This is a genomic window from Brevundimonas sp. (genome assembly GCF_041919755.1).
In the GTDB taxonomy this organism is placed as follows: Bacteria; Pseudomonadota; Alphaproteobacteria; order Caulobacterales; family Caulobacteraceae; genus Brevundimonas.
Genome location: NZ_JAYRTD010000010.1, coordinates 43,836 through 56,197, shown reverse-complemented (window position 1 = coordinate 56,197; position 12,362 = coordinate 43,836). Strand labels below are relative to the sequence as shown.

Sequence of the window (12,362 nt, the reverse complement as noted above, 5' to 3'; positions counted from 1 at the left end):
GTCGCCATGCTCAAGCTCTATATCTCGCCCGGTGCCTGTGCCACCGCTTCGCATATCGCTCTGGAAGAGGCGGGGGCCGACTATCAAACACAGGTCATCGACCTGAAGACCGGCCAGCAAAAGACGCCGGAATATCTGGCGGTCAATCCGGCGGGCGTGACCCCGGCGCTGGAAACCGATCATGGCGTGATCACCCAGAATGCGGCCATTCTGGCCTTGGTTGCCCAGACCCATCCGGACCGCGACCTCGCGCCGACCGAGCCCTATGCTCTGGCCGCCTTCAACGCCTTCAATGGCTTTCTGGCTTCATCGCTGCACCCGACCATCGGCAAGGTACTGTTCAGCCGCCCGCCACTGGAGGGCCAAGCGAAGGATCAGGCCGTCGAGATGGCGCTGTCCAAATATCAGTTGGTCGAGGACCACTATCTGAAGGGCGACTATGTCCTGGGCGACAGCTTCAGCCTGGCGGACGGCTATCTGGTGGTGTTTGAGCGCTGGGCGCGTCAGGCTGGCTTGCTGGATCCGGCGCGTTTCCCTCGCCTGAATGCCCATCTGGATCGCATTCAGGCGCGGCCTGCGGTGCAGGCTGTTTTGAAAGCAGAAGGTCTCGACGTGATATGATCCTTAGGGGTCTTGCAACCATTGGCGCGCAACCTCTGGTTCATGTGGAGGTTGCGGCCATGGACACAGGGGTCTTTCGTCAGGAACACGCCGTCTTGTTGCGGTCGGCCAGTCGTCTCGCCGGTCTCGCGGCGACGCTGCAGACACGGGCCGATGCCGTCAGCGTCAGGGAGCTCATCAATGGCATGAATGCCTTGCTGGTCGATCATCTGAGCAAGGAGGACAACGACCTGTATCCTATGATGATGGCATCGGACGACTGGTCGCTGCGCAACATGGCCCGTGAGGCGTTCGCCGACATGGGCCTGCTCCACGGCGCCTGGGTGGCTTACCGCAACCAGTGGACTGTAGACCGGATTCTGTCCGATGCTTCGACGTTTGGCGCGGCCACCTCTGCGCTGGTCGAGGCGCTGGCAACTCGCATCTCCATGGAAAACGAGATGCTGTATCCGGCCGCTGATGCTGCAGGCCTGGCCGCCCCCATCGCTGGGCGAGCCTGATACCATCACCTCACGGTGATCGCTGGGCCGGACGCCACGCCTTGGCGGCTAGGGGGTTGTAATCGCCGTCGCACAAGGGCAAACCGGCCCACGGTCAGTCAGGCGATAATGATCAGGTGGTGTTGCGTATGGGGATACGCGGTGCCGGGGCGTCGCCGAAGCGGATCACGACGACCAACGCCCTTCTCAGGCCCGAACCAGACGGTATCCCAAGCCCATGTTCAACACCCTCTTCGGCTCGATCTCCAACGACATCGCCATCGACCTCGGCACCGCCAACACCCTGATTTACATGAAGGGCAAGGGCATCGTTCTGAACGAGCCGTCTGTGGTCGCGCTGAGAAATGTCGGTGGACGCAAGATCGTCCACGCTGTGGGTCTGGAAGCCAAACAGATGCTGGGCCGCACGCCGGGTCACATGGAGGCCATCCGTCCCATGCGCGACGGGGTCATCGCCGACTTCGAAGTCGCCGAGGAGATGATCAAGCACTTCATCCGCAAGGTTCATAACCGCAAGGGCTTTGTGAACCCCAAGATCATCGTCTGCGTGCCCTCGGGAGCCACGGCCGTCGAACGCCGCGCCATCAACGACAGCTGCCTGAACGCCGGCGCGCGCCGCGTTGGCTTGATCGACGAGCCGATGGCCGCCGCGATCGGTGCGGGCCTGCCCATCCACGAGCCGACGGGTTCGATGGTCGTCGATATCGGCGGCGGTACGACCGAGGTCGCCGTTCTGTCGCTGTCGGGCATCGTCTATTCGCGTTCGGTCCGCGTCGGAGGCGACATGATGGACGACGCCCTGATCAGCTATATGCGCCGCAACCACAATCTGCTGATCGGCGAAACGACCGCCGAGCGCATTAAGAAGGATATCGGCACCGCCCGTATCCCCGCCGACGGCGAAGGTCTGTCGATCGACGTGAAGGGCCGCGACCTGATGCAGGGTGTGCCGCGCGAGGTCCGCGTCTCTGAGCGTCAGGCTGCCGAGGCCCTGGCCGAGCCCGTCACGCAGATCGTCGAGGCTGTGAAAGTCGCCCTGGAAGCCACCCCGCCCGAACTGGCCGCCGACATCGCGGACAAGGGCATCATGCTGACTGGCGGCGGGGCTCTGCTGCGTGGGCTGGACATCGAGATCCGCGATCACACGGGGCTGCCGGTCTCGGTCGCCGACGATCCACTGTCCTGCGTGGCCATCGGCTGCGGACGCGTTCTGGAGCATCCGCGCTGGATGAAGGGCATCCTCGATTCGGCGCTCTGATCGGTCGAATTAATCCGACCTGTAAAATCCGCGTCACCGAACGACACGCCCGTTTCCAACGGGGCCGGATTTTGCCATAGCCTGTCGATAATGGCGGTATGATCCGCTCGACTCGTTCTGTTCGAGTTCACTCAAAGATCAGGAAGGCGCGCCGTGGCGTTTCGCGACGGACCGTTCGAGAATATCAAGGTTCCCGTGGTCTGGACGGCTGCGGTGGCTCTGGTCGTCTGCGCCATCGGGGCCAGCCTGCTGCTGATCAGCGATGCGCATGGCGAGACGACCTATCGCCCTGTCCGCTCGGGTGTCGAGAGCACAGCCGGGCCGGTCGGTAGCGTCCTGGCCGCGCCCGTCCGCTGGTTCGGCAGCCTGGGTGACGGGATCAGTGGCTATTTCTTTGCCGTCTCCGAAAACCGCCGCCTGAAGGCCGAGCACGTCGAACTGCTGCGCCTGCGCGATGAGAATACAGCTCTGCGTATCGAGAACGCGCGCTACGAGACCCTGCTGTCCATTCGGCCTGACCCGCCCGTGCCCATGGTCACCGGTCGCGCGATCTCTGATGCGCGTGGACCCTTCTCCAACGCGCGGCTGATTGATGTCGGGTCGGCCAAGGGCGTCAGGATCGGCCATCCTGTCGTCAACGAACAGGGCCTGCTGGGTCGCGTTGTCGGTACTTCCGGCAACATCAGCCGCCTGCTGTTGCTGACCGATGTGGCCAGCCGGACCCCGGTGATGATCCAGCGGACAGACGCCCGCGCCCTGCTGACCGGCGACGGTTCGGGCAACCCCCGGCTGGAGTTCGTGCGTGGCGTCGGCTCTGTGCGGGTCGGCGACCGCATCCTGTCGTCCGGCGACGGCGGGGCCTTGCCGCGCGGCGTGCCCGTCGGGGTCGTCGCCAAGGGTCTGGACGGCAGCTGGCGGGTCAAGTTGTTCAGCGATCGCGGCCCGATCGACTATGTGCGCGTCATGCTGTTCCAGGACTTCGGCCAGCTGGTCGGCCCGCATGAGCTCGACGCACCGCCGCTGGCGGGCCTGACGCCCGTGCCGCGCCCCGCAACTGCTCCTGCCGCCCCAGTGCCCTCGACGCCTGCACCCGAGACGCCGGCCCCCGCTACCGGAGGCCCCGGATGAGACGGCCCGTCGCGGTCCGCGTCGTGGGGCCGGTGCAGTGGATCTTCATTCCGGCCGCCATCACCCTGGCGGTGACCCTGCTCCTGGCGACACCAATCAGCCTGTTCGGCCTGCACCTGCCAGAGCCGGTCATTCCCATGGTGCTGGCCTTCGCCTGGGCCATGATCCGGCCCTCCATCGTGGCCCCGGTGATGCTGCTTCTGATCGGTCTGTTGCTGGACGGCTTCTGGGGCAATCCGCTGGGCCTGTGGCCGCTGGCTCTGCTGGCCATCTATGGCGTCGTCCTGTTCTCTCGCAGCTTTCTGGTGGGGCAGGAGACGGCGGTGCTGTTCGTCACCTATGCGGCCTGCTGCCTGATGGCCTACGGCCTGTGTTGGCTGATCATGACCCTGGTCACCGGCACCTTCCCCAGCCTGTTCGCGGTGGCGGGCAGCCTGATCCCGACCCTTCTTCTGTTCCCCTTCGCCAATCGCATGATCGAGCGGTTCGAGGACGGCGATGTGAGATTTCGATGAGCTCGGAACCCTCGCTGATCTTTTCCGATCCGAACCAGCGTCAGGGGGCCTTCCTGCGCCGGACCCTGGTGTTCGGCGGCCTGACGGCGCTGGGCGGCATCGCCCTGGTGGGCCGGCTGGGCCAGCTTCAGGTCGTCCAGGCCCAGGAATACGCGACCCTGGCGTCCAACAACCAGTTCAACTTCCGCATCGTGCCGCCGCCGCGCGGGCGGGTGCTGGACCGCAACGGCGTGGTCATCGCCGGCAACCGGCCCAGTTTCCGCGTCCTGGTCGTGCGCGACGAGACCAAGGATCTGGACCAGACGCTGGACCTTCTGGGTCGCCTGCTGCCCGACACTGTCGACCGGCGTCGCACCATCATCCGCGACGTCAATGCGGCCCCGCGCTTTTCGCCCGTGCCGGTCAAGACCGACCTCAGTTGGGACGAGTTCGCACGCGTCAACCTGTATGCCAATGAGCTTCCGGGCGTCATGGCCGACATGCACGATGCCCGCTACTACCCCTTCGGCGGGGCCTATGCGCATGTCATCGGCTATGTCGCCAAGCCTAACGATCGCGACGTCAAGGCGATCAAGGATCGCGGCGAGACCGTGCCGGAGCTGCTCTATAATCCGGGCTTCCGCATCGGTCGCTCGGGGCTGGAGAAGGCGCTGGACCTTGAGATGCGGGGCACCGAGGGCGGCAACCGGGTCGAGGTCGATGTGCGCGGCCGGGTGGTGGCCCAGGATGTCGGCGGCTCCCGCGCGCCTATCCCTGGCAAGGACGTGGTCCTGACGCTGGACAATGACATCCAGAACCGCGCCCTTGAGGTGTTCGGCGAGGAGGCGGGCGGCTGTGTCGTCATGGATGTGCGCACTGGCGACATCCTGGCCATGGTGTCCTCGCCCTCGTTTGACCCCAACCTGTTCGTCGAGGGTGTGCCCTCACGGATGTACCGGGCGCTTGCCGACTACGAGCGCCGCCCCCTGACCGACAAGGCCATGACCGGCACCTTCGCGCCCGGCTCAACCTTCAAGCCGGTCGTCGGTCTGGCGGCGCTGAAACGCGGCGTCAGCCCGGACCGCCGAATCGTCTGCACCGGGGGGTATTATCTGGGTCGGCGGTTCGCCTGCCTGGGGCGGCACGGTGCCCAGGACATGCGCTCCGCGATCAAGAACTCCTGCAACGTCTATTTCATGACACTGGCGGTCGAGATGGGGCCGGACGCGGTGGCCCAGACAGCCCGTGACATGGGCTTCGGCCAGACCTTCGACATCGGCATCGATGGCCAGAAGAAGGGCTTGGTCCCCGACACCCGATGGCGGCGTGAAAACCCCGTGCGCGGCGACGGCAAATGGTATCCCGGCGAGACGCCCAGCTATGCGATCGGGCAGGGGGCCCTGACCGTCAACGCCCTGCAACTGGCCGTTTACACCTCGCGCATCGCCAACGGGCAGAAGGCGGTGATGCCGCGCCTGATCAAGTCCATCGGCGGGGTCGAACAGGCCCCGGGCACCGCCTTCGCCGACCTGGGCTACGATCCCGAATGGCTGAAGATCCTGCGCGAGGGCATGGAGGCCGTGACCGACGTCGGCGGCACAGGCTTTCGCAACAGCCAGCTGGGCCTCGGCCCCATCCGCATGGCGGGCAAGACCGGTACAGCCCAGGCACGCAACTATGGCGCAGGCAGCCGCAAGGGCGCGGGCCGTCCGTGGGCACAGAAGGATCACAACCTGTTCATCGCCTATGCCCCGACCGATGCGCCGCGCTATGCCGTCGCCGTCATCGTCCAGCACGGCGGTCTGGGCGGGGGCACGGCGGGTGCGCCGCGTGCGCGTGAGGTGATGCGCGTTGCCCTGTTGAAAGACCCCGAAATCCGCGCGCGGCTGGAGCAGTCCGGCCTGGCCGGACCGGCGGAGGTCAACCCCCAGGACGCCCAGGCTCTGGAGGCCGGAGCCGCGACCGGCACGGTTACCGCCACACCGGCGCCCGAGGCCGCGCCGACCGCCGCCGCACCTGGCATACAGGCTCCGCAATGACCGCCTCGGCCCTGACCCGTCCGGGCGAGCGCGATCGCGTCTCGTCCAAGATCAGCGAGATCGACTGGCGGGTGGTCGGCCTGATCACCCTAATCTCGCTGGCGGGCTGCGCCATGCAGTATTCGATCGCGGGCGGCAGCTGGTCGCCTTGGGCGCTGAAGCAGATGATCCGCTTCGGCGGCCTGTTGGTGATGATGCTGATCCTGTCGATGGTCCACCTGAAATGGTGGTTCCGCGCGGCGTATCCCCTCTACGCGGTGCTGCTGGTGCTGGTTCTGGCCATCGAGTTTACGCCGCTGGGCTATACGGCGGGCGGTGCCAAGAACTGGCTGAACCTCGGCTTTACCCGCATCCAGCCAGCCGAGTTCATGAAGATCGGTCTCGTTCTGGCGCTCGCCCGCTGGTACCACGACCATACGGCCCAAGACGCGCGCTGGTCGTGGAAGCTGCTGATCCCGGCGGGCATGATCGGCCTGCCGTTCATCCTGGTCGCCAAACAGCCCGATCTGGGTTCGGCCATGATCATCGGCCTTACGGGGGCAGTGGTCATGTTCCTGGCGGGGCTCAGCTGGCGGGTCATCGCGACGGGTATCGCCGCCGTCATCGCCATCGTGCCGCCCTTCGTCATGTTCGGCATGCACGACTATCAGCGCAACCGCGTCCTGACCTTCCTCAGTCCCGAATCCGACCCGTCCGGCACCGGCTACAACATCATCCAGTCCAAGATTGCGCTCGGCTCGGGTGGCCTTCTGGGACGCGGCTACGGTCTGGGCAGCCAGAGCCAGCTGGAGTTCCTGCCCGAGCGGCACACCGACTTCATCTTCTCGACCCTGGCCGAGGAGTTCGGCTTCCTCGGCTCCTTCACCCTGCTGGCCTGCTACGTCGCCCTGATCCTGACCGCACTGCGGATCGCGTCCCTGTCTTACAGCCATTTCGGCCGCATCGCGGCGTCCGGGATGGTGGCGTTCTTTGCCCTGTTCGTGCTGATCAACGGGGCCATGATCATGGGTCTGGCTCCCGTCGTCGGCGTGCCGATGCCGCTGCTGTCCTATGGCGGTTCCTCGATGACGACGATCATGATCGGCTTCGGTCTCGTTCTGTCGACGCGGGTGCACCGCTACGCCGAGCTGCCTAAAGGGCAGGGGCTGTTCTGATCTCGCTTTTCAGGCGTTAGGCTGAGGTTATGAGCAAAGCCAAAGCCGAACCCGCCGCCGCGTCTGTCGTCGCTCCTGCCTCGATGTTCTCCGACTGCGGCGACACGCCCTGTCCGGAGCCGCTGCTGCCCAGTGCGACCGCCGAACAGACGGCGGCCCTGACCGACGGCGTCCGCATGCGCGAGAACCCGGCGGAATGGGCCTTCGTGCGCCTGTCCAAATTGATCGAGGACTTCGAGAAGGGCCTCGACAAGGACGAGGAGATCGGAGCCAGCATCGTCGGCCTGCCCGGTGACGGCACCATGCAGATCCAAGATGTCGGCTTCTGGGGCCCGGACTTCATCATGTTCTTGGGCAAGAATTCGCACGGCAAGCCGGTTCGGCTAATCCAGCACTATGCTCAGGTCAACGTCCTGCTCGACGCCCGCAAGAAGCCCGAGGAACGCCCGGCCCGCCGTATCGGCTTCCAGCTGTCCGAACTGGTCCAGAAGACCAATCCGAAATAGCGGTCAGTCGGACAGCTCGCCGCCTCGATCATCCAGCGCCTCACGCGCGAGGGCCCGCGTGACCGGCCGGTGCAGGGCATCCAGCCGCTCGACGATCGTCGCCGCCGCTTCTGCGGATCGGTCGATGCGACGCACCAGGTACGGGATGACGTCCTTTGGCGGCCGGATGCCTCGCTCCGCGAAACGGGCCTCCAGCATGGCGGCCAGCACCAGATCGTCGGGAGCCTCCATCGGTATGCTGATCACCGCGTTCAGGCGCGAGCGGAGGTCGGGCAGGGTGGCGTCCCAGGCACTGGGGGCCGGGCGCGACAGCATCAGCATGGCACCGCCGGGGGCCTGCGCCAGATTGATCAGGTGAAACAGCGTCTCGTCGTCCGCATCTATGGCGCGGTCCAGCAGGACGGGCCGTCCTTCCAGCTCCATCGGATCGATTACCGCCGCCTCGCCGCCGTGGATGGCGACCGCCCCGACCCGCTCGGCCCAGATCTGGCCTAGACGGCTCTTGCCGCATCCGGCAGGGCCGCAGATGGCCATGACGCCGCCGATCAGATTGGGCCAGTCGGCCACCGCCTCGACCGCCGCCCGGTTGCAGTCGGACATGACGAACCCTTCCGCCCCGTCGGGCAGGTCGCTTTGCAGCGGCAGGCGCATCTGATCGATCGGCGCGGTCATGGCGTTACCATAGCATCTCGGCGGTAACCTTGATGCCTTCGGTGTACACAGCAGTGCAAGGCTTTGCGCAAGCTGTGGATTTTCCGTCCGTGCTCAGAGAAAGCGCGCCATCTCCGGATGGTATTTGCCTGGCGCGAACTCGATGACCTGATAGCTGGCGATGCCCGCGATCTGGAACGGGTCGTCCTTCAGCAGGGCCTCAAGTTCCGCCTTCGTCCCGCCGCCGCGTGCCAGCAGAACCCCGCCCGTGCGTGGCACCTGCGGCCCCGTCGCGATCAGCAACCCGCTGGCCACATGCGGGTCCAGCCAGGCGCGGTGCTGGGCGGTCACCGCCTCCACCTCCTCCATTGGCTTCACATAGGTCAGCAGGACGACAAACATGGACGGCACTCAGTATTGGGTGGGATGGCTGGACCTTATCGATGTAGGCCAATCGCTGGCAACAACGGTCTCCAAATCCGCCGCGAACCTTGACTTTCCGGGGCGATGATGCGCCCTTCCGGCCTCCCGATTTGCGCCCTCTGCGGCCATTCCTTTCGACAAGACGAAACGACCATGCACGCCTATCGCTCCCACACCTGCGGTGCCCTCCGTCTGACCGATGCCGGCACCAATGTCCGTCTGTCCGGCTGGGTGCACAGGAAGCGCGACCACGGCGGCCTGCTGTTCATCGACCTGCGCGATCACTATGGCCTGACGCAGCTGGTGCTGCACCCGGAAACGCCGGGCTTCGAGGCGGTAGAGCGCATCCGGGCCGAAAGCGTCATCCGCGTGGACGGCGAAGTCGTCGCCCGCGACGCCTCGGTGGTGAACGCGACCCTGCCCACCGGGGAGGTCGAGCTGAAGGTTCTGGCCGTCGAAGTCCTGTCCGAGGCGGCCGAACTACCGCTGCCGGTCTTCGGCGAACCGGAGTACCCGGAGGAAATCCGCCTCAAGCACCGCTACCTCGATCTGCGCCGCGAGACCCTGCACAAGAACATCGTGCTGCGGTCCAAGGTCATCTCCTCGATCCGCCGCCGCATGGTCGATCAGGGGTTCCTTGAATATCAGACGCCGATCCTGACCGCTTCGTCGCCGGAAGGGGCCCGCGACTTCCTGGTGCCGTCGCGCCTGCATCCCGGCAAGTTCTATGCGCTGCCGCAAGCGCCCCAGCAGTTCAAGCAACTGCTCATGGTCTCCGGCTTCGACCGCTACTTCCAGATCGCGCCCTGCTTCCGTGACGAGGACCTGCGCGCCGACCGCTCGCTCGAGTTCTACCAGCTCGACGTCGAGATGAGCTTCGTCACGCAGGAAGACGTCTTTGCCGCCATCGAACCCGTCATGCACGGCGTGTTCGAGGAATTCGCCGACGGCAAGCCGGTCTCGCCCATTGCTGGCACCCACACCTTCACCAACGACTTCGGCCAGACGATGGAGCACACCGGCTTCGAGCGCCTGACCTATGAGCAGTCGATGAAGTGGTACGGTACGGACAAGCCCGACACCCGCAACCCGATCAAGATGCAGGATGTCTCCGACCATTTCCGCGACGGCGGCTTCGGCCTGTTCAACAAGATCCTCGGCGCCGACGACAAGAACGCCGTCTGGGCCATTCCGGCCCCGACCGGCGGTAGCCGTGCCTTCTGCGACCGCATGAACTCGTGGGCGCAAGGCGAGGGCCAGCCCGGCCTCGGCTATATCTTCTGGTCCGACGACCAGCAGGCCTGGGGCGGCCCGATCGCCAAGAATCTGGGTCAGGAGCCGACCGACGCCCTTATGAGCGCGCTGGGTCTGGGCAAGGGTGATGCCGCCTTCTTCGCCGCTGGACTGCCCTCCGTCTTTGCCAAGTTCGCCGGCCTGGCCCGCACCCGCGTCGCCACCGAGCTGCAGCTGGTGGACGAGGACCAGTTCAAGTTCTGCTGGATCGTCGACTTCCCGATGTTCGAATGGTCCGAGGAAGAGAAGAAGGTCGACTTCTCTCACAACCCCTTCTCCATGCCGCAGGGCGGGCTGGAGGCGCTGGAGACCCAGGACCCCCTGACCATCCGCGCCTATCAGTACGACATCGTCTGCAACGGCTATGAGCTGTGCTCGGGCGCGATCCGGAACCACAAGGCCGAGATCATGCTCAAGGCCTTCGACATCGCCGGCTACGACGCCTCGGTGGTCGAGGAGCAGTTTGGCGGCATGCTGAATGCCTTCCGTTTCGGCGCGCCGCCTCACGGTGGTCTGGCCCCCGGGATCGACCGGATCGTCATGCTGCTGGCCAATCAGACCGCCATCCGCGAGGTCATCGCCTTCCCGCTGAACCAGCAAGGGCAGGATCTGCTGATGAGCGCGCCGTCGGACGCGGCCGAGCGTCAGTACAAGGAACTGCACATCCGTGCGGCCATGCCGCTGAAGGGCTGAGTATTACAATGAAGGCCCCGTGGGTGACGGGGCCTTCGATCAGTTGCCGCTGGCGATGAGGAAGTTGCGGGTCCGGGGCGGAACCGGCGGCGCAGGCGGTGCCGGCGGTACGATCCGCAGAGTCACGCCGCGACAGGTCCGGGCTGTCAGACCGCTGGGCAGGCGAGTCGAGGCGTCGCCGCAGGCCCTGCCGATTTGTTCCTGACTCAGGCCGCGTGCCCCAACCAGGTTCGCGCCACGGATATCGGTACGATTGAAGTCCACGTCTGTGAAGTTCGCGCCGCTGAACTGGCCACCCGTCAGCCGCGCCCCGTTCAGGACCGCGCCGCGGAAGTCCACATTGCGGAAGTCGCCGTTCGACAGGTTCGATGCCGCCAGTTCGGCTCCGTTGAAGTTGGCTGACCGGGCGCTGACGTTGGCCAGGGTCGTGCCGTTGGCCTCTGCGCCGCGCAGGGAGGCGCTGGTCAGGACCGCACCGTTCAGATTGGCACCGTTCAGTTCCGCGCCGGTCAGATTGGCCGAAGCGAGCCGCGCCCGCATCAGCGATGCGCCCATGGCCTCGACGCCCGTCAGATTGGCCGAACTGAAGTTGCTGCCGGTGAAGTTGGCCCCGACCATCTCGGCACCGCTGAGATCGGCCCGGCTGAAATCGCTGCCCGAGAAGTTGGAGCCGACCAGTTCGGCCCCACGCAGGTTGGCACCGACCAGCGTCGCGTTCAGAAAGCTGGCCCCCGTAAAGGCGGCACCCGTCAGGTCGCGGCCCGACAGTTCGCACCGGCTGCACGAGCCGCCCAGCGACACCATCCGGGCCACGTCTCGGTCTTGAAACTGGAACTGGATTGTCACCTCGGCCGAGGCCGATCCGGCGATCGCAAGCGCGGCCACGGCTCCGCCGAGGGCGGCGGCAAGGCGACGGGAAAGGGTCAGGTTGATCTGGGACACGCCCCTTAATGCCTGCAAACGCCCATCCACCCTACTTAAATCGCGGTAAGGTCGTCGCCGCATCTGTGACCGTGGCTTGACGCGTCAGCAGCGGGGGATAGTCAGGCCACGCGGCAGGCGTGTCGTTTCGTCACCGCAGGCCTGGTTCAGGCGGCCTTGGGTCAGGCCCGTCGCACGCAGCAGCGTCGCGCCTGACAGGTTGGTCCCGGTCAGGGTCGCGCCCGAAAAATTGGCCCCGTCCAGATAGGCACCCACGAAGCTGGCGTTGGTCATATTGGCGCCTGCAAAGCTGGAACTCGAAAAGACGCCGCCATAGGCCTCGACATCGCGCAGGTCCGCGTTCGAAAAGCGCGTGCGATTCATCACGGCCAGGCTGAGGTCCGACTGGCGCATCCGGGCCCCGTTCAGGTTCAGGCCGCTGGCCTGAAGCCCGGTGAAGCTGCCCTGGAACAGATTGCACCCCGCGCAGCTGGCCCCACCGCGTACACGCGCGATCTGGCCTGCGTTCTGGGCGAGGACGGGAGAGGCGGCGGTGGCGACGAGCGCGACGGCGAGGATCAGCACGCGTTTCATTCAGGCAGGCTCCGAAGCTGGCATGACCAGCACTGCAATATCGGGACCAGCCTAGTGCAGAGGTCTTTACGATCCGTGGCGTACCCT

13 protein-coding genes are annotated in these 12,362 nt (G+C 65.7%); 9 read left to right on the top strand and 4 right to left on the bottom strand.

Annotated elements, in window-relative coordinates:
* Positions 1-6 precede the first annotated feature (6 nt).
* From ACE3TH_RS12115 to ACE3TH_RS12080, 8 genes are all read left to right on the top strand, one after another.
* On the top strand, positions 7-621 hold the full coding sequence (locus ACE3TH_RS12115; RefSeq protein WP_374599986.1) for a glutathione S-transferase family protein: 615 nt from the start codon (positions 7-9) through the stop codon (positions 619-621).
* A 59-nt stretch (positions 622-680) separates the two neighbouring features.
* Positions 681-1,121: a hemerythrin domain-containing protein gene (locus ACE3TH_RS12110; RefSeq protein WP_374599984.1), complete on the top strand. Its 441-nt coding sequence runs from the start codon at positions 681-683 to the stop codon at positions 1,119-1,121.
* Positions 1,122-1,338: 217 nt separating this feature from the next.
* Positions 1,339-2,379, top strand: a complete 1,041-nt coding sequence (locus ACE3TH_RS12105) for a rod shape-determining protein (RefSeq protein ID WP_292172711.1) — start codon at positions 1,339-1,341, stop codon at positions 2,377-2,379.
* A gap of 153 nt (positions 2,380-2,532) precedes the next feature.
* The gene (gene mreC, locus ACE3TH_RS12100) at positions 2,533-3,507 is read left to right on the top strand and encodes a rod shape-determining protein MreC (protein WP_374599982.1); all 975 of its coding nucleotides are present in this window, start codon (positions 2,533-2,535) and stop codon (positions 3,505-3,507) included.
* Entirely contained in the window at positions 3,504-4,022 is a 519-nt protein-coding gene (locus ACE3TH_RS12095) for a hypothetical protein (protein ID WP_374599980.1), read from the top strand. The genes mreC and ACE3TH_RS12095 overlap by 4 nt, the downstream gene beginning before the upstream one ends.
* On the top strand, positions 4,019-6,040 hold the full coding sequence (mrdA, locus tag ACE3TH_RS12090) for a penicillin-binding protein 2 (protein ID WP_374599978.1): 2,022 nt from the start codon (positions 4,019-4,021) through the stop codon (positions 6,038-6,040). The genes ACE3TH_RS12095 and mrdA overlap by 4 nt, the downstream gene beginning before the upstream one ends.
* Positions 6,037-7,194, top strand: a complete 1,158-nt coding sequence (gene rodA, locus ACE3TH_RS12085) for a rod shape-determining protein RodA (RefSeq protein ID WP_374599976.1) — start codon at positions 6,037-6,039, stop codon at positions 7,192-7,194. Before mrdA ends, rodA begins: the two co-directional genes overlap by 4 nt.
* Before the next feature lie 29 nt (positions 7,195-7,223).
* Positions 7,224-7,700 carry a DUF6173 family protein gene (locus ACE3TH_RS12080; protein WP_374599974.1) on the top strand — a complete coding sequence of 159 codons (477 nt, stop codon included), beginning with the start codon at positions 7,224-7,226 and terminating at the stop codon, positions 7,698-7,700.
* A gap of 3 nt (positions 7,701-7,703) precedes the next feature.
* Here ACE3TH_RS12080 and ACE3TH_RS12075 read toward each other — a convergent pair whose 3' ends face one another.
* Positions 7,704-8,372 carry a chromosomal replication initiator DnaA gene (locus tag ACE3TH_RS12075; RefSeq protein WP_374599973.1) on the bottom strand — a complete coding sequence of 223 codons (669 nt, stop codon included), beginning with the start codon at positions 8,370-8,372 and terminating at the stop codon, positions 7,704-7,706.
* Positions 8,373-8,465: 93 nt separating this feature from the next.
* Positions 8,466-8,753, bottom strand: coding sequence for a YciI family protein (locus ACE3TH_RS12070; RefSeq protein ID WP_374599971.1), 288 nt, complete (start codon positions 8,751-8,753; stop codon positions 8,466-8,468).
* Positions 8,754-8,927: 174 nt separating this feature from the next.
* Here ACE3TH_RS12070 and aspS point away from each other — a divergent pair, with 174 nt between their 5' ends.
* Complete coding sequence (gene aspS, locus ACE3TH_RS12065) at positions 8,928-10,760, top strand: aspartate--tRNA ligase (protein WP_374599969.1); 1,833 nt, start codon at positions 8,928-8,930, stop codon at positions 10,758-10,760.
* Positions 10,761-10,799: 39 nt separating this feature from the next.
* On the opposite strand, the gene ACE3TH_RS12060 is transcribed toward aspS, so the two are convergent.
* On the bottom strand, positions 10,800-11,702 hold the full coding sequence (locus ACE3TH_RS12060; RefSeq protein ID WP_374599967.1) for a pentapeptide repeat-containing protein: 903 nt from the start codon (positions 11,700-11,702) through the stop codon (positions 10,800-10,802).
* An 84-nt stretch (positions 11,703-11,786) separates the two neighbouring features.
* The gene (locus tag ACE3TH_RS12055; protein WP_374599965.1) at positions 11,787-12,275 is read right to left on the bottom strand and encodes a pentapeptide repeat-containing protein; all 489 of its coding nucleotides are present in this window, start codon (positions 12,273-12,275) and stop codon (positions 11,787-11,789) included.
* Positions 12,276-12,362: the final 87 nt, after the last annotated feature.

What these genes read in the sequence shown, in the direction of transcription:
- ACE3TH_RS12055 (WP_374599965.1), bottom strand. Translation starts at nt 12,275, where the DNA reads ATGAAACGCGTGCTGATCCTCGCCGTCGCGCTCGTCGCCACCGCCGCC.
- ACE3TH_RS12075 (WP_374599973.1), bottom strand. Translation starts at nt 8,372, where the DNA reads ATGACCGCGCCGATCGATCAGATGCGCCTGCCGCTGCAAAGCGACCTG.
- rodA (WP_374599976.1), top strand. Translation starts at nt 6,037, where the DNA reads ATGACCGCCTCGGCCCTGACCCGTCCGGGCGAGCGCGATCGCGTCTCG.
- ACE3TH_RS12110 (WP_374599984.1), top strand. Translation starts at nt 681, where the DNA reads ATGGACACAGGGGTCTTTCGTCAGGAACACGCCGTCTTGTTGCGGTCG.
- ACE3TH_RS12080 (WP_374599974.1), top strand. Translation starts at nt 7,224, where the DNA reads ATGAGCAAAGCCAAAGCCGAACCCGCCGCCGCGTCTGTCGTCGCTCCT.
- ACE3TH_RS12095 (WP_374599980.1), top strand. Translation starts at nt 3,504, where the DNA reads ATGAGACGGCCCGTCGCGGTCCGCGTCGTGGGGCCGGTGCAGTGGATC.
- mrdA (WP_374599978.1), top strand. Translation starts at nt 4,019, where the DNA reads ATGAGCTCGGAACCCTCGCTGATCTTTTCCGATCCGAACCAGCGTCAG.
- ACE3TH_RS12105 (WP_292172711.1), top strand. Translation starts at nt 1,339, where the DNA reads ATGTTCAACACCCTCTTCGGCTCGATCTCCAACGACATCGCCATCGAC.
- aspS (WP_374599969.1), top strand. Translation starts at nt 8,928, where the DNA reads ATGCACGCCTATCGCTCCCACACCTGCGGTGCCCTCCGTCTGACCGAT.
- ACE3TH_RS12070 (WP_374599971.1), bottom strand. Translation starts at nt 8,753, where the DNA reads ATGTTTGTCGTCCTGCTGACCTATGTGAAGCCAATGGAGGAGGTGGAG.
- ACE3TH_RS12115 (WP_374599986.1), top strand. Translation starts at nt 7, where the DNA reads ATGCTCAAGCTCTATATCTCGCCCGGTGCCTGTGCCACCGCTTCGCAT.